The following is a 19,408-nucleotide window of genomic DNA, read 5'->3' as shown; positions in this document are numbered from 1 at the left end:
TGCGTTGTTTGTTTGCGTGCGTGACGGCGCTTACTTCCCCGTCCGCAAGGCCTCCGCCGGCACCTCGACGAACTCCCCCGGCATCAAGGGATGGGTCGCCAGCGAAAACGGCCCGATACTGCTGCGCACCAGGCGCAGGGTGGGCAGCCCCACCGCCGCCGTCATGCGCCTCACCTGGCGGTTCTTGCCTTCCTCCAGCGTGATCGCGATCCAGCTGGTGGGCTTGTCCTGGCGCGTGCGGATCGGCGGATTGCGCGGCCACAGCCATTCCGGCTCGGCGATGCGCACGGCGCGGCAGGGTCTGGTGACGAAGTCGCCCAGGTCGAGCGGGGCCTGCAGGCGCGCCAGCAGGGCGGCGTCGGCGATCCCGTCCACCTGCACCAGGTAGGTCTTGGCTTCCTTGTGGTCCGGATGCGCGATCTTGTGCTGCAGCTTGCCGTCGTCGGTCAGCAGCATCAGGCCTTCGCTGTCGGCGTCGAGCCGGCCGGCCGGGTAGATGCCCGGGATGTCCAGGTAATCGGCCAGCGACTCGCGTCCCGGCTGGGGCGAAAACTGGCACAGGACCTGGAAGGGTTTGTTGAAGAGGATCAGAGGCATGGTACGGAGTTGGGCAATGTCGGGGCCGCCGGCGGCGGCGCATGGGGGGCTAACCGTAGCGCCTGCCAGGATACTGGTGCATAATGCAAGACGCTAGACCGAGGTCTTATAGAGGACTAACCGCTGTTATCGACATTGTAATTCAGATCGCAGACCATGCCGACTGCATGGCGCTGCGACATCGCAGCCCGCCGTGCGACAACCAGGGAGAACACGATGTACCAACATATCAAAGTACCTGCCGACGGCCAGAAAATCACCGTCAACGCCGATTGTTCGCTGAATGTACCCGATACCCCGGTCATTCCGTTCATCGAAGGCGATGGTACCGGCGTCGATATCACCCCGGTCATGATCAAGGTGGTCGACGCGGCGGTGGCGAAGGCCTATGGCGGCAAGCGCAGGATCAGCTGGATGGAAATCTACGCCGGCGAGAAGTCGACCAATGTGTATGGCCCGGACGTCTGGCTGCCGGCCGAAACCCTGGACGTGCTGAAGGAGTACGTGGTCTCGATCAAGGGCCCGCTGACCACCCCGGTCGGCGGCGGCATCCGTTCGCTGAACGTCGCGCTGCGCCAGGATCTCGACCTCTACGTCTGCCTGCGCCCGGTGCGCTACTTCACCGGCGTGCCCTCGCCGCTGAAGCAGCCCGAGAAGACCGACATGGTCATCTTCCGCGAAAACTCGGAAGACATCTACGCCGGCATCGAATGGGCCGAAGGCTCGGACGGCGCGAAGAAGGTCATCGACTTCCTGACCCGGGAAATGGGCGTCAAGAAGATCCGCTTCCCCGACACCTCGGGCATCGGCGTCAAGCCGGTCTCGCGCGAAGGCACCGAGCGCCTGGTGCGCAGGGCGATCCAGTACGCGATCGACAACGACAAGACCTCGGTCACCATCGTCCACAAGGGCAACATCATGAAGTACACCGAAGGTGGCTTCCGCGACTGGGGCTATGCGCTGGCGCAGAAGGAATTCGGCGCCGAGATGATCGACGGCGGCCCATGGTGCAAGTTCAGGAATCCGAAGTCCGGCCGCGAGATCGTCGTCAAGGATTCGATCGCCGACGCCTTCCTGCAGCAGATCCTGCTGCGTCCGGCGGAGTACAGCGTGATCGCCACCCTGAACCTGAACGGCGACTACATCTCGGACGCGCTGGCGGCCCAGGTCGGCGGCATCGGCATCGCGCCGGGCGCCAACATGTCGAATTCGGTCGCGATGTTCGAGGCGACCCACGGCACCGCGCCGAAGTACGCCGGCAAGGACTACGTGAACCCGGGTTCCCTGATCCTGTCGGCCGAGATGATGCTGCGCCACATGGGCTGGACCGAGGCGGCCGACCTGATCATCAGGTCGATGGAAAAGGCGATCGCCTCGAAGCGCGTCACCTACGACTTCGCGCGCCTGATGGAAGGCGCGACCCAGGTCTCGTGCTCGGGCTTCGGCGAAGTGATGATCGAACAGATGTAATCCGCGCGCCCGTCGCCGGGCGCCTGCGGCAGCATGCAGTCCCGACCCCGGCGGAGGCGGGACTTTTTTCATTGCGGGAAGGGGCGGCGCGCACGCGGCAGGACGGCGCGCAGGCGGGCGCGGGAGATTGCGGATCGGTGCTAGGGTAGGCGTAAAAAAGCCCGAAAAAAAACCCCGCAAGGGCGGGGCTTTTCGCTTCCGGGGGCGGAGAATTACATGCCCTGGATGTTGGAAGCTTGCTTGCCTTTAGGGCCTTGCGTGACTTCGAATTGGACTTTTTGACCTTCTTTGAGGGTCTTAAAACCGTTCATATTGATTGCGGAGAAGTGCGCGAACAGATCCTCGCCGCCGTCATCGGGAGTGATGAAGCCAAAACCTTTGGAATCATTGAACCACTTAACAGTACCAGTTGCCATAAAAGAACTTTCAAATTTAAACAAATCACACGAGCCATAAAAGCAAGAAGCTTCTTGCCCCCTCCTCAGCCTGCTCACTTCTTATCAACAAGTACATAAGTACAATGTCAATAGCTGCATTGTTGGTGGAATAATCATTGAAGTCAAGGGGTTTTGGCCCTGTGTTGCTAAATTTTCCACACCGGGACCGGATGGGCTCTTGATTTCTTCAATTGAAGCGCCATCTGCGCAAAGATTGGAAACCGCGTAACATGGAAGCACATGAAAACGAGCTGATGTTTACGCTTTGCACCAACCCCGAAAGCTTTAGAATACCCACATGGCAACGAAGCACGATACCGAACAACTGCTGGAGCGGCAGACAGTGAAACCGCCGCCACTCTACCAGGTGGCGCTGCTGAATGATGACTACACGCCGATGGAGTTTGTTGTCGCTGTCATTCAGGAGTACTTCAACAAGGATCGCGAAACGGCGACACAGATCATGCTTTCCGTGCATCGTCATGGCAAAGGGGTGTGCGGTGTGTTTTCCAAAGATATAGCGTGTACCAAAGTGGAGTTTGTCTTAACGCATGCGCGTAAGGCGGGGCATCCCCTGCAATGCGTGATGGAGGAAGTATGATTGCGCAGGAACTTGAAGTATCCCTACACATGGCCTTTGTCGAAGCGCGGCAGGCACGGCACGAGTTTATTACCGTGGAGCATCTGCTGCTGGCGCTTCTCGACAATCCCTCGGCCGCCGAAGTCCTGCGTGCGTGCGCGGTCAATATCGAAGACTTGCGCAAGACCTTGACTAACTTTATCGGTGACAACACCCCGACCGTGCCCGGCACGGGCGAGGTCGACACCCAGCCCACGCTCGGCTTCCAGCGCGTGATCCAGAGGGCGATCATGCACGTGCAGTCGGCCTCGAACGGCAAGAAGGAAGTCACCGGCGCGAACGTGCTGGTGGCGATCTTCGGCGAGAAGGATTCGCATGCCGTCTACTACCTGCACCAGCAGGGCGTGACGCGCCTGGACGTGGTCAACTTCATCTCGCACGGCGTGCGCAAGGACCAGCAGATGGACACCCAGAAGGCGTCCGAAGGCGTGGAAGAAGCGCAGGTCGAAGGGCAGACCAAGGAAAGCCCGCTCGACCAGTTCACGCAGAACCTGAACAAGGCTGCCGCCGACGGCAAGATCGATCCGCTGATCGGCCGCGAGGAAGAAGTCGACCGCGTGATCCAGATCCTGTGCCGCCGCCGCAAGAACAATCCGCTGCTGGTGGGCGAGGCCGGTGTCGGCAAGACCGCCATCGCGGAAGGCCTGGCATGGCGCATCGTCCAGGAAGACGTGCCCGAGATCCTGCAGAACGCCGTCGTGTATTCGCTCGACATGGGCGCGCTGCTGGCCGGCACCAAGTACCGCGGCGATTTCGAGCAGCGCCTGAAGGCCGTGCTCAAGCAGATCAAGGACACCCCGAACGGCATCCTGTTCATCGACGAGATCCACACGATCATCGGCGCCGGTTCGGCCTCGGGCGGCACGCTGGATGCGTCGAACCTGCTCAAGCCGGCCCTGGCGAACGGCCAGCTCAAGTGCATCGGCGCGACCACGTTCACGGAATTCCGCGGCGTGTTCGAGAAGGACCACGCCCTGAGCCGCCGCTTCCAGAAGGTGGATGTCAACGAGCCCTCGGTCGAGCAGACCGTGGCGATCCTGCGTGGCCTGAAGTCGCGCTTCGAAGAGCACCACGGCGTCAAGTATTCCGCCTCGGCGCTGTCGACCGCGGCCGAGCTGGCGGCGCGCTTCATCAATGACCGCCACCTGCCGGACAAGGCGATCGACGTGATCGACGAAGCCGGCGCGGCCCAGCGCATCCTGCCGAAGTCGAAGCAGAAGAAGACCATCGGCAAGACCGAGATCGAGGACATCATCGCCAAGATCGCGCGCATCCCGCCGCAGACCGTCAACCAGGACGACCGCAGCAAGCTGCAGACCATCGACCGCGACCTGCGCAACGTGGTGTTCGGCCAGGACCCGGCGATCGACGCGCTGGCTTCCGCCATCAAGATGGCGCGCGCCGGCCTGGGCAAGACCGACAAGCCGATCGGCTCCTTCCTGTTCTCGGGTCCGACCGGCGTCGGCAAGACCGAGGTCGCCAAGCAGCTGGCCTTCATCCTGGGCATCGAGCTGGTGCGCTTCGACATGTCCGAGTACATGGAGCGCCATGCCGTGTCGCGCCTGATCGGTGCGCCGCCGGGCTACGTCGGCTTCGACCAGGGCGGCCTGCTGACCGAGGCCATCACCAAGAAGCCGCATGCGGTGCTGCTGCTGGACGAGATTGAAAAAGCCCATCCGGACATTTTCAACATCCTGCTGCAGGTGATGGACCACGGCACCTTGACCGACAACAACGGCCGCAAGGCGGACTTCCGCAACGTGATCATCATCATGACCACCAACGCGGGCGCCGAGAGCCTGACCAAGCGCTCGGTGGGCTTCCTCGATGCACGCGAGGCCGGCGACGAGATGGCCGACATCAAGCGCATGTTCACGCCGGAGTTCCGCAACCGCCTGGATTCGATCATCAGCTTCCGCGCGCTGGACGAGGACATCATCCTGCGCGTCGTGGACAAGTTCCTGATGCAGCTCGAAGAGCAGCTGCACGAGAAGAAGGTGGAGGCCATCTTCACCGAGAAACTGCGCAAGTTCCTCGGCAAGAAAGGCTTCGATCCGCAGATGGGCGCGCGTCCGATGTCGCGCCTGATCCAGGACATGATCCGCAAGGCGCTGGCCGACGAGCTGCTGTTCGGCCGCCTGGTCAACGGCGGGCGCGTGACGGTGGACCTGAACGAGAAGGACGATGTGGTCCTCGAGTTCCCGGAAGGCGACGTCCTGCCGCCGCCGACCGCGGCGGAAACGGTCGAGATCGAATAAACGCTCCGGCGTTTTATTACCAAAGCCCGCGCACGCAAGTGCCGCGGGCTTTTTTCATTGGGCCATTCCAGGGTGGGCTTTATCCAGGATGGGTATTACATATTTATGTGGTTTATGACACCGAAGTAATAAAAATTCATAATCCGGTCATATTGGGTTTCTAAACTGCAAGCACTTCAGCAACCCACTATCGCAATGCGACTCGCCAAGCTCAATACCGCCACCAAAATCCTCGGCGCCTTCGGCATCGTTTCCCTGGTTATCATCCTCATTTGCTGTGTTGCGCTGTGGCGCATGCATGCGGCTGACGCGATCACTTCCGATCTCGTCAACGACAAGCTCGCCAAACAGCAGCTCAGTTCCGACCTGCTCGGTATCGAGCGCCTGAATGCCTCGCGTGCGATTTCGATCGCGCGCAGCGACAGCCTGGAGCTGGCCGACTATTTCCTGGCCCAGCTCGCGCAGGGCAGGAAGAGCGCCGCCGCGATCGACGCCAGGCTGGCCGGGTTGCCGGCCTCGGAACGCGAGCGCACCCTGATCCAGGTCGCGGCCGGGCACAAGGCGGCGCTGGACAAGATCCAGGCCGAGCTGTTCCGCGCCAAGGACACGGGCCAGACCCAGCTGGTGGAGCAGCTCGTCACCGGGAGCTGGGAGCAGGCCCACAAGGCCCATATCGGCGCGCTGGAAGCCTTGCTGGCCCATGAAGCCGCCGAAGCGCATCGCCTGGCCGACGAATCGGCCACCGCCTCGCGTTTCAGCAAGGCGCTGCTGCTCCTGCTGGGCGCCGGGTCGCTGGCCGTGGGCGGGGCGGTGGCCTTCATGCTGACCCGGAACATCGTCGGTCCGCTGCAGCAGGCCGTGGCGCTGGCCGAGCAGGTGGCCCAGGGCGACCTGCGCCCGGTCATCCGGCATGCCCGCGGCGACGAGATCGGCCGCCTGTTCGACGCCCTGAACGGCATGACGCGCGGCGTGTCCTCGACGGTGTCGCAGGTGCTGCGGGGCGCCCAGGCGATCGACTGCGCATCGGGCGAGATCGCCGACGGCAACCAGGACCTGTCGCAGCGCACCGAGCGCCAGGCCGACGCGCTGCGCCAGACGGTGGCGGCGATGGACGAGCTGACCGGGACCATCGCCCAGAACAACGCCAGCGCGCAGCAGGCCAATGCGCTGGCCCAGAACGCCTCCAGCGTCGCCATCGAGGGCGCGCAGGCGGTGGAGCAGCTGGTGGCCCGCATGGCGGCGATCAAGGCCTCGGCCAAGCGCATCGTGGACATCACGGGCATGATCGACAGCATCGCGTTCCAGACCAATATCCTGGCGCTGAACGCGGCGGTGGAAGCGGCGCGCGCCGGCAGCGAAGGGCGCGGCTTCGCGGTGGTGGCGGCCGAGGTGCGCAACCTGGCGCAGCACTCGGCGGGCGCGGCCAGGGAGATCAAGAAGCTGATCGGCGAGTCGGCCGGCGAGATCGAGGCCGGCACCGGCATCGCCGCGGCGGCCGGGTCGACCATGCGCGACCTGCTGCGCCATGTGCAGGAGGTGGCGGGGATCCTCGGGGCCATCCATACCGCCAGCGCGGAGCAGGCCGGCGGCGTGGAGCAGGTCAGCCGCGCGATCGTGGAGATGGACCTGTCGACCCAGCAGAATGCGGCGATGGTGGAGCAGGCGGCCGCGGCGGCGGCGTCGATGCGGCAGCAGGCGGCGGAGCTGTCGCAGCTGGTGGGAACGTTCAAGGTGCGCGAGGGCGGACGTGCCCTGGCACGCGTCTAGGCAGCGCGGGCGGATGCTCCGCCCACGCTGCAGCGCTAGATCGCCGCCAGCGCCCGCCGCAGATCTTCCCGCTGGTCCTCCAGGTGCTCGATCCCCACCGACAAGCGGATCAGCCCGTCGCCGATCCCCAGCTCGGCGCGCCGGTCCGCCGGTATGCTCGCATGGGTCATCAGGGCCGGATGCTCGATCAGGCTCTCGACCCCGCCCAGGCTCTCGGCCAGGGTGAACACCTCGCAACGCTCGAGGAAGCGCCGCGCGCCCGCCAGGTCGGTATCGAGGTCGATCGACACGATGCCCCCGAAGCCGTTCATCTGGCGCCGCGCCAGCGCATGCTGGGGATGCGATTCCAGCCCCGGATAATGCACCTTGCGCACCTTCGGCTCCCGTTCCAGCCACTGCGCCAGCGCGAGCGCGTTGTCGCCGCTGCGCTCGATCCGCAGGGCCAGCGTCTTGATCCCGCGTAGCACCAGGAAGCTGTCGAACGGCCCCTGGATCGCGCCGACCGCGTTCTGGATGAAGCCGAGCTGCTCGCGCAGTTCGGCATGCCGGTCTTCGTTGCCGACCACCGCCACGCCGCCGATCACGTCGGAGTGCCCGTTCATGTACTTGGTGGTCGAATGCACGACGATGTCGAAGCCGCATTCGAGCGGGCGCTGCACGATCGGGCTGGCGAAGGTGTTGTCGCACACGGTCAGGATGCCGCGCGCGCGGCACAGCGCGGCGATGGCGCGCAGGTCGGCCAGCTTGAGCATCGGGTTGGTCGGCGTCTCGACCCACACCATGCGCGTCTCGGGACGCAGCGCGTCGGCGAGCGCGTCCGGGTCGGCCAGGTCGACATAGGCGAAATCATGGCCGGCGCTCTTGCGGCGCACGCGCTCGAACAGGCGGTAGGTGCCGCCGTACATGTCGTCGCCGGCGACGATGTGGGAGCCGGACGGCAGCAGCTCCAGCACCGCCGCGATCGCGGCCAGGCCGGATGCGAAGGCGAAGGCCGCGCCGCCGCCTTCGATGTCGGCCACGCAGCGCTCCAGCGCCCAGCGCGTCGGGTTGTGCGAGCGCCCGTAGTCCAGGCCCTTGTGCACGCCCGGGCTCTCCTGGCGGAAGGTGGAGGTGGCGAAGATCGGCGGCATCACGGCGCCGGTCGCAGGCTCGGGCGCCTGGCCGCCGTGGATGACGCGGGTGGCCAGGTGTTGTTTCGTGTCGCTCACGATAGGGTCCTTCGGAGATGATTGAGCAGGTCGAAGCGCGTGATCAGGCCGTAGAAGTGCGGGCCGTCCTGGACCACCGCGGTCAGGCCGCGGTCGAGGATCTCGCGCAGCTGCTGCATGCTGGCCGCCGGGTGCAGCGTCTGCAGCTGGGCGGTCATGGTGCTCGATACCGGCGCGCCGAAACGGCCGGGCTCGACCGTGACGTGGTGCAGCAGGTCGGATTCGTCGATCAGTCCCGCCAGCCGGCCCTCGCTGTCGATCACCGGCAGCTGCTGCAGGTCGGCGCTGCGCATGCGGTTGAAGGCGGTGAGGAGGGTGTCGGTCGGCGACACGGTGACCACCTCGCCGTCGTCGTAGCGGCGCCCGATCAGGTCGCGCAGGTCGCCCAGCCTGGGCCGCGTGAGCAGGCCCTGGTCGACCATCCAGCCGTCGCTGTAGACCTTGGTCAGGTAGCGCGTGCCGGTGTCGCACACGAAGGTGACGACCCGCTTGGGCCGGGTCTGTTCGCGGCAGTAGCGCAGCGCGGCCGCCAGCAGGGTGCCGGTGGACGAGCCGCCCAGGATGCCTTCCTGCTGCAGCAGCAGGCGCGCCGTGTTGAAGCTCTCCTCGTCGGGAATCGTGTAGGCCTTGGTGACGCGCGACAGGTCGGCGATGCCGGGAATGAAATCCTCGCCGATGCCCTCGACCGCCCACGAACCGGCCTCCTTGGACACCTTGCCGGTGTTCACGTATTCCGCCAGGATCGAGCCCTTGGGGTCGGCCAGGATGAATTCGAGGTGGGGCTGGGTCTTGCGGAAGAAGCGCGACAGGCCGGTGAGGGTGCCGGACGAGCCGACGCCGACCACGATCGCGTCGAGCTTGTGGTTGGTCTGGTCCCAGATTTCCGGGCCGGTCGTGTGCTCGTGGGCGCGCGGATTGGCCGGGTTGTTGAACTGGTCGGCGAACCAGGCGCCCGGGATTTCCTTCGCCAGGCGCGCCGCGTAGTCCTGGTAGTACTCGGGGTGGCCCTTGCCGACGTCGGAGCGGGTCAGGTGGATCTCGGCGCCGAGCGCCTTCAGGTGCAGCACCTTCTCGGCCGCCATCTTGTCGGGCACCACCAGGACCACGCGGTAGCCCTTGATGCGGGCCACCAGGGCCAGGCCGAGGCCGGTATTGCCGGCCGTGGCCTCGACCACGGTGCCGCCGGGCTGGAGATGGCCGTCATGCTCGGCCTGCTCGATCATGGTCTTGCCGATGCGGTCCTTGATGGAGCCGCCGGGATTCTGCGATTCCAGTTTGAGGAACAGCTGGCAGAGGCCGGTGTCGATCCGGGTGACTTCCACCAGCGGGGTATCGCCGATCAGCGAAAACAGTGCAGCTTGCGACGCATGTTGCATATTGCCTCCGATAGGCCAAACCGCGAGGGTCTGGAGGCGCCTCGTGGGACGCCGTGCTACGACGAACTGGCGCTGGTACGCGCCAGGCCATGGTAAAGAAACATGATACGGCTTTTTGTCAGGGCTGACAGTGGAGTGTATTAAAGTTTTGCCAATGGTGGCAAGGGGGCGGATCAAGCAGGACAGGTTGGCGCTGCCGGAAAATCAGCCCCCCGCCTTCAGCCTGCGCCACAAGGTCGTCCGGCTGATCCCGAGGTGCCGCGCCGCCAGGTCGCGCTGGCCGCCGAAGCGCGCCAGCACGTCGGCCAGCGACTCGGCCGGCGCCGGGGAGGGCAGGGCGAACACCGCCGCCGGCTCGCGCTGCGCCAGCTCCGGCGCCACCGACAGCACGAAGCCCGGCGTCAGCGCCTGCAGCGGTTCCGCCGCCAGGAACAGCGCCAGGCGTTCCGTCAGGTTGCGCAGCTCGCGCACGTTCCCCGGCCAGGAATACGCTTCCAGCAGCGGCGCGCAGGCCGTGATCTCGGCATGCAGGTTCGGATGCGGCCGCGCGCCCAGCGCGGCCAGCGCATTCTTCAGCGACCATTCGGCCAGCGCCGCGATGTCCTGGGGGCGCGCGCGCAGCGCCGGCAGGGTCAGGCGCAGCACCGCCAGCCGGTAGAACAGGTCGGCGCGGAAGCGTCCCTCGCGCACCCGCGCCTCCAGGTCGCAATGGGTCGCGCTCACCACCCGCACCTCGATCGGCACCGGCCGCGTGCCGCCCACCCGCACCACCTCGCGCTCCTCCAGCACGCGCAACAGGCGCGTCTGCAGGGCCAGCGGCATCTCGCCGATCTCGTCGAGGAACAGGGTGCCGCCGTTGGCCGCCTCGAACAGCCCCGCGTGCCCGCCGCGCCGCGCGCCGGTGAACGCGCCTTCCTCGTGCCCGAACAGTTCCGATTCCAGCAGCGACTCGGCGATGGCGCCGCAGTTCACCGCCACGAACGGCCGGTTGGCGGCGCGCCGCGGTCCCTCGCGGTGGATCGCCTGCGCCACCAGTTCCTTGCCGCTGCCGGTCTCGCCCTGGATCAGCACCGTGGCCGGCGAGCGCGCGTACAGCACCACGGTCTGGCGCAGCCGCTCCATCGCGCCCGAATCGCCGCGCAGGTCGTTCAGGCCGCGCCGCGCGCGCCGGGTGTCGGTGGCGGGCGTGCGCCGCACCCGGCTCGATTCCAGGTGGGTCAGGCGCGCCATCTCCAGCGCGTCGTCGAAGGCTTGCCGGATCGAGGCCGCCGAGTACAGGAACACGCCCGTCAGTCCCGCTTCCTCGGCCAGGTCGGTGATCAGGCCGGCGCCGACGATCACCTGGACCCCGGCCGCCTTCAGCTCGTTGATGCCGGCGCGCGCATCCTCTTCGGTCACGTAGGTGCGCTGGGCGATGTCGACGCCGAAGGTGGAGGCGAACTCGGCCAGTTCGGGGAGCTGCGCCTGGTAGCTGATCACGCCGATCCGCTGCGACACCCGGCGCGCCCGCGCCAGCGCCTGCATGACATCGAAACCGCTGGCTTTCGCGACCACCACCGGCGCCGATACCCGGCCTTTCAGGTAGGCGGCGTTCGAGCCGGCCGCGATCACCACGTCGCAGCGCTCGCTCGCCATGCGTTCGCGGATATGGCGCGCGGCCTCGTCGAAGCCCAGGTGCAGCGGTTCGATCGCGGCCAGGTGGTCGTACTCAAGGGTAATGTCGCGAAACAAATCGGACAAACGAGACACGGACACCGTCCATATCACGGGCTTGTCGCCTGCATCCGCAGGGGGGCGCGTAGAATGATTCATGTTTCAAGTGTAGTTCATTTTCTCACGCAATGTTTCATTCTGAAACATGTCTCACCTTGGGAAGACCTCGTGTCAGCCGTAAGAATCCGGTAAGGGCCCACCCGTAGGATGCATATCAGCCTTGAAAGGCAATACACCAAGAAATAAGGAGACACAAATGGATCTGCAAGTGGATCGAACCATGCTGGAACGGGTCAAGAGCGACCCTGACTACCGCAAGCTGGTAGGAATGCGTTCCAGGTTCGGCTGGACTCTCACCTGGTGCATGATGATCGTCTATTACGGCTTCATCCTGCTCGTCGCATTCAACAAGGAATTCATGGGCACCCGCCTGGGTGACGGCGTCATGACCTGGGGCATCCCCCTTGGCCTCTTCGTCATCCTCTTTACCATCGCCATTACCGGCATCTATGTACACCGGGCCAACAGCCAGTACGATGAACTGAGCGATTCGATCAAGAAGAAGGTGAAAGCATGAAATCCCTGACCCGTACTTCCGCCGCGCTGGCCTTGCTGGCTGCGGCGGGCGCCGCGCTGGCGGCTCCCGACCTTGGCCAGGCGACCAAGCAGGCCACCAACTGGACCGCGATCAGCATGTTCTCGGCGTTCGTGGTCATGACCCTGTTCATCACCAAATGGGCGGCCGGCAAGACCCGTTCGGCCTCCGACTTCTACACCGCCGGCGGCGGCATCACCGGCTTCCAGAACGGCCTGGCGATCGCGGGCGACTACATGTCGGCCGCTTCCTTCCTGGGCATTTCCGCGGCGGTGTTCCTGGACGGCTACGATGGCCTGATCTATGCGATCGGCTTCCTGGTCGGCTGGCCGGTCATCACCTTCCTGATGGCCGAACGCCTGCGCAACCTGGGCCGCTTCACCTTCGCCGACGTCGCCGCCTACCGTTTCCACCAGAAGCCGATCCGCGTGTTCGCGGCCTCGGGCACCCTGGTCGTGGTCGCGTTCTACCTGATCGCGCAGATGGTCGGCGCCGGCCAGCTGATCAAGCTGCTGTTCGGCCTGGAATACTGGATCGCCGTGGTGCTGGTCGGCGTGCTGATGATGGTCTACGTGCTGTTCGGCGGCATGACCGCCACCACCTGGGTGCAGATCATCAAGGCCGTGCTGCTGCTGTCGGGCGCGTCCTTCATGGCCTTCGTGGTGCTGTCGCAGTACAACTTCAGCCCCGAAGCGCTGTTCGCCCGCGCCACCGAAGTGCACGCCAAGGGCGACGCGATCATGGGTCCGGGCAGCTTCATCAAGGATCCGATCTCGGCGATCTCGTTCGGCATGGCGCTGATGTTCGGCACCGCCGGCCTGCCGCACATCCTGATGCGCTTCTTCACCGTCCCGAGCGCCAAGGAAGCGCGCAAGTCGGTGCTGTGGGCCACCACCTGGATCGGCTACTTCTACATCCTGACCTTCATCATCGGCTTCGGCGCGATCGTGCTGGTCGGCACCAATCCGGACTTCAAGGATGCTGCCGGCAAGCTGCTGGGCGGTAACAACATGGCGGCGGTGCACCTGGCCAAGGCGGTGGGCGGCGACGTCTTCCTCGGCTTCATCTCGGCGGTGGCCTTCGCGACCATCCTGGCGGTGGTGGCGGGCCTGACCCTGTCGGGCGCCTCGGCCGTGTCGCACGACCTGTACGCGACCGTGTTCAAGAAGGGCAAGGCGACCAGCGCCAACGAGCTGAAGGTCTCGAAGATCACCACCATCGCGCTGGGCTTCATCGCGGTGCTCCTCGGCATCGCGTTCGAGAAGCAGAACGTGGCCTTCATGGTGTCGCTGGCCTTCGCGATCGCCGCCTCGGCCAACTTCCCGGTGCTGTTCATGTCGGTGCTGTGGAAGGACTGCACCACCCGCGGCGCCACCGTCGGCGGTTTCCTGGGCCTGGCCACCGCCGTGGTGCTGACCGTGGTATCGAAGTCGGTGTGGGTGGACGTGCTCGGCAACGCCGAAGCGATCTTCCCGTACGCCTCGCCGGCCATCTTCTCGATGGCCGTCGGCTTCTTCGGCATCTGGTTCTTCTCGGTCACCGACAAGAGCCCGCGCGCCGCGATCGACAGGGCAGGCTACGAAGCGCAGGAAATGCGTTCGGAAACCGGCATCGGCGCCGCAGCCGCCTCCGCGCACTGATCCCTCGTCAGTGTGCTTGTCCAGACCCCGCCTCGGCGGGGTTTTTTCATAAGGCTCTGTGCGCGTTGGCTGTGGATTCGGCCTTGTCATGGCCCGGTCACCGGCGCGCGTGCGTACATCTAAACAGGCGGGCCCAGACGGAAGGGTCATTGACTTCGCGATCTGCGCGCCTACACTAAATTTATCGCATGCGATTGAAGTGCGAGGACAAGAACAAGGAGACCCATTCCATTACAGGGAGCGCATCATGAACAAGATCACGAAAGTGCTGGCCACCGGACGAACCCGTACCACCTCGAGCGACGGGCGGCTCCTTGCCGGCCATCATGACGGTAAGGTCAGCATCAATACGAGCGCCGGAGGCCCGGGCGCCCGCGAGCATGCCTTCGAGGCCGTCTTGCCGCACCCGACTGCGGAGCAGCTGTTCGCCGGCGCCTGGTCGGCCTGCTACCTGGCCGCCGTCAGTGTCGTGGCCAAGGAAAAGAAAATCACGCTGCCACCGGATACCGCGGTGGAAATCGACGTGGACCTGGGAACGGCCGGCGCCGAGTACCTCATCCGGGCGCGCCTGAACCTCGTCCTGCCGGGCTTCGACCCGGACGCGGCGGCCACGATCGCACACGCCGCTGACCAGTTGTGCCCTTACTCGAAAGCCACGCGCGGCAATATCGATGTCGCGCTGGGTGTCATCACCACCTGAAGTGCCAGTGCCGGTCCGCCCTGACGTGCGTACAGGGCTGGCCGGCACTCTCTCTCCGGCGGCATCTGCGCGTTTCCATTTTGTTCAACGTGTTTCATAATGAAACACGCGTGAAACATTGCATCCCCATGCTCCGCAAGCCTGGGGTAGGGGCTTGCCGTAACTCATTGAAAATACAGGAATTTTAAGCTCGGCGCGCCTGCGTGCGCACGCGCAAACAGGCTGGCATGGCCTTTGCATTAACGTAGCCATCTCACCCACGCATCATTCGAAAGGTAACAGCATGAGCCAATACTCCGCAGGCGCCGCATTCCGCAAGGCCGTCCAGGAAGAATCCCCGCTGCAAGTGGTCGGCGCGATCAACGCCAACCATGCCCTGCTGGCCAAGCGCGCCGGCTTCAAGGCGATCTACCTGTCCGGCGGCGGCGTGGCCGCGGGCTCGCTGGGCCTGCCCGACTTGGGCATCTCGAACCTCGACGACGTGCTGACCGACGTGCGCCGCATCACCGACGTGTGCGACCTGCCGCTGCTGGTCGACGTCGACACCGGCTTCGGCGCCTCGGCCTTCAACGTCGCGCGCACCGTGCGTTCGCTGATCAAGTTCGGCGCGGCGGCCTGCCACATCGAAGACCAGGTCGGCGCCAAGCGCTGCGGCCACCGCCCGGGCAAGGAAATCGTCGGCAAGGACGAGATGGTCGACCGCATCAAGGCCGCCACCGACGCCCGTACCGACGAGAACTTCGTGATCATGGCGCGCACCGACGCGCTGGCCGTGGAGGGCCTGGACGCCGCCATCGAGCGCGCCGTGGCCTGCGTGGAGGCGGGCGCCGACATGATCTTCCCGGAAGCGATGACCAGCCTCGACATGTACAAGCAATTCGCCGACGCCGTGAAGGTGCCGGTGCTGGCCAACATCACCGAATTCGGTTCGACCCCGCTGTTCACGGTCGAGGAACTGGCAAGCGCCCACGTCGGTCTGGTGCTGTACCCGCTGTCGGCCTTCCGCGCCATGAACAAGGCGGCCGAGAACGTCTACAACGCGATCCGCCGCGACGGCACCCAGCAGAACGTGGTCGACACCATGCAGACCCGCGCCGAACTGTACGAACGCATCGACTATCACAGCTACGAACAGAAGCTCGACGCCCTGTTCGCCCAAAGCAAAGCCAAGTAATCAGGAGACTACCCAGATGAGCATCCAGAACACCGCAACCGACCTCCCGACCTTCAAGCCGAAGAAATCCGTGGCGCTGTCCGGCGTCGCCGCCGGCAACACCGCACTGTGCTCGGTGGGCAAGACGGGCAACGACCTGCACTACCGCGGCTATGACATCCTCGACGTCGCCGACTCCTGCGAATTCGAAGAGATCGCCTACCTGCTGGTGCACGGCAAGCTGCCGACGGTGGCGGAACTGAAGGGCTACAAGGCCAGGCTGAAATCGCTGCGCGGCCTGCCGCAGGCGGTCAAGAGCGCGCTGGAGGCGCTGCCGGCCGGTGCCCACCCGATGGACGTGATGCGCACCGGGGTGTCGGCCCTGGGCTGCGCCCTGCCGGAAAAGGACGACCACAACATGCCGGGCGCGCGCGATATCGCCGACCGCCTGATGGCTTCGTTCGGCTCGATGCTGCTGTACTGGTACCACTTCAGCCACAACGGCAAGCGCATCGAGGTGGAAACCGACGACGACTCGATCGGCGGCCACTTCCTGCACCTGCTGCACGGCGAAAAGCCGTCGGCATCCTGGGTCAAGGCGATGCATACCTCGCTGATCCTGTACGCCGAGCATGAGTTCAACGCCTCGACCTTCACCGCCCGCGTGATCGCCGGCACCGGTTCCGACATCCACTCGGCGATCACCGGCGCGATCGGCGCGCTGCGCGGTCCGAAGCACGGCGGCGCCAACGAAGTGGCGCTGGAGATCCAGAAGCGCTACGAGAACGCCGACGAAGCCGAAGCCGATATCCGCAACCGCGTGGCGAACAAGGAAGTCGTGATCGGCTTCGGCCATCCGGTTTACACGATCTCGGACCCGCGCAACAAGGTGATCAAGGAAGTCGCGCGCAGCCTGTCGCAGGAAGCCGGCTCGATGAAGATGTTCGACATCGCCGAGCGCCTGGAATCGGTCATGTGGGAAGTCAAGAAGATGTTCCCGAACCTGGACTGGTTCTCGGCCGTGTCGTACCACATGATGGGCGTGCCGACCGCCATGTTCACCCCGCTGTTCGTCATCTCGCGCACCTCCGGCTGGGCCGCGCACGTCATCGAACAGCGCATCGACAACAAGATCATCCGCCCGAGCGCGAACTATGTGGGTCCGGAAGACCTGAAGTTCGTGCCGATCGCGGATCGCAAATAACGCACCGCCATGAACACCAACCACCGCAAACCCCTTCCTGGCACCAGCCTGGACTACTTCGACACCCGCTCCGCGGTCGACGCCATCCAGCCCGGCGCCTACGACACGCTGCCGTACACCTCGCGCGTGCTGGCCGAGAACCTGGTGCGCCGCTGCGAGCCGAGCGCCATGACCGACGCGCTGAAGCAGATCATCGAGCGCAAGCGCGACCTCGACTTCCCGTGGTTCCCGGCGCGCGTCGTCTGCCACGACATCCTCGGCCAGACCGCCCTGGTCGACCTGGCCGGCCTGCGCGACGCCATCGCGGCGCAGGGCGGCGACCCGGCCCTGGTCAACCCGGTGGTGCCGACCCAGCTGGTGGTCGACCACTCGCTGGCCGTCGAGTGCGGCGGCTTCGATCCGGATGCCTTCGCCAAGAACCGCGCGATCGAAGACCGCCGCAACGAAGACCGCTTCCACTTCATCGACTGGACCAAGAAAGCCTTCCGGAACGTCGACGTGATCCCGCCGGGCAACGGCATCCTGCACCAGATCAACCTCGAGCGCATGTCGCCGGTGATCCAGTCCGAGCACGGCGTCGCCTATCCGGACACCCTGGTCGGCACCGACTCCCACACCCCGATGGTCGACGCGCTCGGCGTGATCGCGATCGGCGTGGGCGGCCTGGAAGCCGAAAGCGTCATGCTGGGCCGCGCCTCCTGGATGCGCCTGCCCGACATCGTCGGCGTCGAGCTGACCGGCAAGGCGCAGCCGGGCATCAGCGCCACCGACATCGTGCTGGCGCTGACCGAGTTTTTGCGCAAGTCGAAAGTGGTCTCGGCCTACCTCGAGTTCTACGGCGAGGGCGCAGCCAGCCTGACCCTGGGCGACCGCGCCACGATCGCCAACATGGCCCCGGAATTCGGCGCCACCGCCGCGATGTTCTACATCGACGAGCAGACCATCAAGTACCTGCGCCTGACCGGCCGCGACGAGGAAACGGTCGAGCTGGTCGAGACCTATGCGAAGGAAGCCGGCCTGTGGGCCGACAGCCTGAAGAACGCCCGGTACGAGCGCGTGCTGTCCTTCGACCTGTCGACCGTGGTGCGCAACATCGCCGGCCCGTCCAACCCGCACAGCCGCGTGCCGACCTCGGAGCTGGCGGCGCGCGGCATCAGCGGCGTGGTCGAGAACGAACCTGGCCTGATGCCGGACGGCGCCGTCATCATCGCGGCCATCACCAGCTGCACCAACACCAACAACCCGCGCAACATGATCGCGGCCGGCCTGCTGGCGCGTAACGCGAACAAGCTGGGCCTGGTGCGCAAGCCCTGGGTCAAGAGCTCGCTCGCGCCGGGTTCGAAGGCCGTCGCCCTGTACCTGGAAGAAGCGGGCCTGATGCCGGAACTGGAAAAGCTCGGCTTCGGCGTGGTCGCCTTCGCCTGCACCACCTGCAACGGCATGAGCGGCGCGCTGGAGCCAAGCATCCAGCAGGAGATCATCGAACGCGACCTGTACGCGACCGCCGTCCTGTCGGGCAACCGCAACTTCGACGGCCGCATCCACCCCTACGCCAAGCAGGCCTTCCTGGCCTCGCCGGCGCTGGTGGTGGCCTACGCGATCGCCGGCACCATCCGCTTCGACATCGAGAAGGACGTGCTGGGACTGGATGCCCAGGGCAGGGAAGTGCGCCTGGCCGACCTCTGGCCCTCGGACGAGGAGATCGACGCCATCGTCGAGTCCAGCGTCAAGCCGGAACAGTTCCGCAAGGTCTACACGCCGATGTTCGCGCGCGTGGCCGACGACGGCAGCAAGGTCGATCCGCTGTACGACTGGCGCCCGACGAGCACCTACATCCGCCGTCCGCCGTACTGGGAAGGCGCGCTGGCCGGCGAGCGCACGCTGTCCGGCATGCGTCCGCTGGCGGTCCTGGGCGACAACATCACCACCGACCACCTGTCGCCGTCGAACGCGATCATGCTCGACAGCGCGGCCGGCGAGTACCTGGCGAAGATGGGCCTGCCGGAAGAGGACTTCAACTCCTACGCCACCCACCGCGGCGACCACCTGACGGCGCAGCGCGCGACCTTCGCCAATCCGACCCTGAAGAACGAGATGGTGCGCGACGCCATGGGCAACGTGAAGGCCGGTTCGCTGGCGCGTATCGAGCCGGAAGGGCAGGTGACCCGCATGTGGGAAGCGATCGAGACCTACATGGAGCGCAAGCAGCCGCTGATCGTGATCGCCGGCGCCGACTACGGCCAGGGCTCGTCGCGCGACTGGGCGGCCAAGGGCGTGCGCCTGGCGGGCGTGGAAGCGATCGTGGCCGAAGGCTTCGAGCGCATCCACCGCACCAACCTGGTGGGCATGGGCGTGCTGCCGCTGGAGTTCAAGCCGGGCGTGAACCGCCGGAGCCTGGGCATCGACGGCACCGAGACCTTCGACGTGGTCGGCGAGCGCACCCCGCGCACCGACCTGCTTCTCGTCATCCATCGCAGGAACGGCGAAACGGTCGAGGTGACGGTGACCTGCCGTCTCGACACCGCCGAGGAAGTGGCGATCTACGAGGCGGGCGGCGTGCTGCAGCGCTTCGCGCAGGACTTCCTCGAGTCGAGCGCATCGAAGGCGGCAGCATAATACGTCGAGGTCGTTTCGGCTTGCGTTGAACGCG

The 19,408-nt window shown here is 65.5% G+C and carries 15 protein-coding genes; 10 read left to right on the top strand and 5 right to left on the bottom strand.

What is annotated here, in order from left to right; genetic code table 11:
- Window positions 1–30 precede the first annotated feature (30 nt).
- A complete protein-coding gene (locus tag H162_RS0110940; RefSeq protein ID WP_020653508.1) occupies window positions 31–597 on the bottom strand; it encodes a pseudouridine synthase in 567 nt (188 codons plus the stop codon).
- Window positions 598–813: 216 nt separating this feature from the next.
- On the opposite strand from H162_RS0110940, the gene icd reads away from it, so the two are divergent.
- Entirely contained in the window at window positions 814–2,067 is a 1,254-nt protein-coding gene (icd, locus tag H162_RS0110935; RefSeq protein WP_020653507.1) for an NADP-dependent isocitrate dehydrogenase, read from the top strand.
- A gap of 212 nt (window positions 2,068–2,279) precedes the next feature.
- Here icd and cspE read toward each other — a convergent pair whose 3' ends face one another.
- Entirely contained in the window at window positions 2,280–2,483 is a 204-nt protein-coding gene (gene cspE / locus H162_RS0110930; RefSeq protein ID WP_020653506.1) for a transcription antiterminator/RNA stability regulator CspE, read from the bottom strand.
- Between the two features lie 319 nt (window positions 2,484–2,802).
- On the opposite strand from cspE, the gene clpS reads away from it, so the two are divergent.
- The 3 genes from clpS (at window position 2,803) to H162_RS0110915 (ending at window position 7,169) form a co-directional block, all read left to right on the top strand.
- Entirely contained in the window at window positions 2,803–3,105 is a 303-nt protein-coding gene (gene clpS, locus H162_RS0110925; protein WP_020653505.1) for an ATP-dependent Clp protease adapter ClpS, read from the top strand.
- Entirely contained in the window at window positions 3,102–5,402 is a 2,301-nt protein-coding gene (gene clpA / locus H162_RS0110920; protein ID WP_026354509.1) for an ATP-dependent Clp protease ATP-binding subunit ClpA, read from the top strand. Before clpS ends, clpA begins: the two co-directional genes overlap by 4 nt.
- 195 nt (window positions 5,403–5,597) lie before the next feature.
- Window positions 5,598–7,169: a methyl-accepting chemotaxis protein gene (locus H162_RS0110915; RefSeq protein ID WP_020653503.1), complete on the top strand. Its 1,572-nt coding sequence runs from the start codon at window positions 5,598–5,600 to the stop codon at window positions 7,167–7,169.
- A 35-nt stretch (window positions 7,170–7,204) separates the two neighbouring features.
- On the opposite strand, the gene H162_RS0110910 is transcribed toward H162_RS0110915, so the two are convergent.
- The 3 genes from H162_RS0110910 to prpR form a co-directional block, all read right to left on the bottom strand.
- On the bottom strand, window positions 7,205–8,377 hold the full coding sequence (locus H162_RS0110910) for a trans-sulfuration enzyme family protein (protein ID WP_020653502.1): 1,173 nt from the start codon (window positions 8,375–8,377) through the stop codon (window positions 7,205–7,207).
- A complete protein-coding gene (locus tag H162_RS0110905; protein WP_020653501.1) occupies window positions 8,374–9,753 on the bottom strand; it encodes a pyridoxal-phosphate dependent enzyme in 1,380 nt (459 codons plus the stop codon). Before H162_RS0110905 ends, H162_RS0110910 begins: the two co-directional genes overlap by 4 nt.
- A gap of 204 nt (window positions 9,754–9,957) precedes the next feature.
- Window positions 9,958–11,565, bottom strand: coding sequence for a propionate catabolism operon regulatory protein PrpR (gene prpR / locus H162_RS0110900; protein WP_026354508.1), 1,608 nt, complete (start codon window positions 11,563–11,565; stop codon window positions 9,958–9,960).
- 157 nt (window positions 11,566–11,722) lie between these two features.
- Between prpR and H162_RS0110895 the strand changes: the two genes are divergently transcribed.
- The 6 genes from H162_RS0110895 to acnD all read left to right on the top strand — a co-directional run bounded on the left by H162_RS0110895 (window position 11,723) and on the right by acnD (window position 19,374).
- Entirely contained in the window at window positions 11,723–12,043 is a 321-nt protein-coding gene (locus tag H162_RS0110895) for a DUF485 domain-containing protein (protein WP_084676993.1), read from the top strand.
- Entirely contained in the window at window positions 12,040–13,701 is a 1,662-nt protein-coding gene (locus tag H162_RS0110890; RefSeq protein WP_020653498.1) for a cation acetate symporter, read from the top strand. Before H162_RS0110895 ends, H162_RS0110890 begins: the two co-directional genes overlap by 4 nt.
- 247 nt (window positions 13,702–13,948) lie before the next feature.
- A complete protein-coding gene (locus tag H162_RS0110885) occupies window positions 13,949–14,401 on the top strand; it encodes an Ohr family peroxiredoxin (RefSeq protein WP_020653497.1) in 453 nt (150 codons plus the stop codon).
- Window positions 14,402–14,684: 283 nt separating this feature from the next.
- On the top strand, window positions 14,685–15,575 hold the full coding sequence (gene prpB / locus H162_RS0110880) for a methylisocitrate lyase (protein WP_020653496.1): 891 nt from the start codon (window positions 14,685–14,687) through the stop codon (window positions 15,573–15,575).
- A 16-nt stretch (window positions 15,576–15,591) separates the two neighbouring features.
- The gene (prpC, locus tag H162_RS0110875; protein ID WP_020653495.1) at window positions 15,592–16,758 is read left to right on the top strand and encodes a bifunctional 2-methylcitrate synthase/citrate synthase; all 1,167 of its coding nucleotides are present in this window, start codon (window positions 15,592–15,594) and stop codon (window positions 16,756–16,758) included.
- Window positions 16,759–16,767: 9 nt separating this feature from the next.
- Window positions 16,768–19,374, top strand: a complete 2,607-nt coding sequence (gene acnD, locus H162_RS0110870) for a Fe/S-dependent 2-methylisocitrate dehydratase AcnD (protein WP_020653494.1) — start codon at window positions 16,768–16,770, stop codon at window positions 19,372–19,374.
- Window positions 19,375–19,408 lie beyond the last annotated feature (34 nt).

The sequence above is a fragment of the Massilia niastensis DSM 21313 genome (genome assembly GCF_000382345.1).
In the GTDB taxonomy this organism is placed as follows: Bacteria; Pseudomonadota; Gammaproteobacteria; order Burkholderiales; family Burkholderiaceae_D; genus Telluria; species Telluria niastensis.
This window is presented reverse-complemented; position numbering and strand designations above follow the sequence as displayed.

Bases quoted from the DNA above. Each gene is read 5' to 3' on its own strand.
- H162_RS0110895 (WP_084676993.1), top strand. From the start codon at position 11,723: ATGGATCTGCAAGTGGATCGAACCATGCTGGAACGGGTCAAGAGCGAC.
- prpB (WP_020653496.1), top strand. From the start codon at position 14,685: ATGAGCCAATACTCCGCAGGCGCCGCATTCCGCAAGGCCGTCCAGGAA.
- clpS (WP_020653505.1), top strand. From the start codon at position 2,803: ATGGCAACGAAGCACGATACCGAACAACTGCTGGAGCGGCAGACAGTG.
- H162_RS0110915 (WP_020653503.1), top strand. From the start codon at position 5,598: ATGCGACTCGCCAAGCTCAATACCGCCACCAAAATCCTCGGCGCCTTC.
- H162_RS0110905 (WP_020653501.1), bottom strand. From the start codon at position 9,753: ATGCAACATGCGTCGCAAGCTGCACTGTTTTCGCTGATCGGCGATACC.
- clpA (WP_026354509.1), top strand. From the start codon at position 3,102: ATGATTGCGCAGGAACTTGAAGTATCCCTACACATGGCCTTTGTCGAA.
- icd (WP_020653507.1), top strand. From the start codon at position 814: ATGTACCAACATATCAAAGTACCTGCCGACGGCCAGAAAATCACCGTC.
- H162_RS0110890 (WP_020653498.1), top strand. From the start codon at position 12,040: ATGAAATCCCTGACCCGTACTTCCGCCGCGCTGGCCTTGCTGGCTGCG.
- prpC (WP_020653495.1), top strand. From the start codon at position 15,592: ATGAGCATCCAGAACACCGCAACCGACCTCCCGACCTTCAAGCCGAAG.
- H162_RS0110885 (WP_020653497.1), top strand. From the start codon at position 13,949: ATGAACAAGATCACGAAAGTGCTGGCCACCGGACGAACCCGTACCACC.
- acnD (WP_020653494.1), top strand. From the start codon at position 16,768: ATGAACACCAACCACCGCAAACCCCTTCCTGGCACCAGCCTGGACTAC.
- cspE (WP_020653506.1), bottom strand. From the start codon at position 2,483: ATGGCAACTGGTACTGTTAAGTGGTTCAATGATTCCAAAGGTTTTGGC.
- H162_RS0110940 (WP_020653508.1), bottom strand. From the start codon at position 597: ATGCCTCTGATCCTCTTCAACAAACCCTTCCAGGTCCTGTGCCAGTTT.
- prpR (WP_026354508.1), bottom strand. From the start codon at position 11,565: ATGAATCATTCTACGCGCCCCCCTGCGGATGCAGGCGACAAGCCCGTG.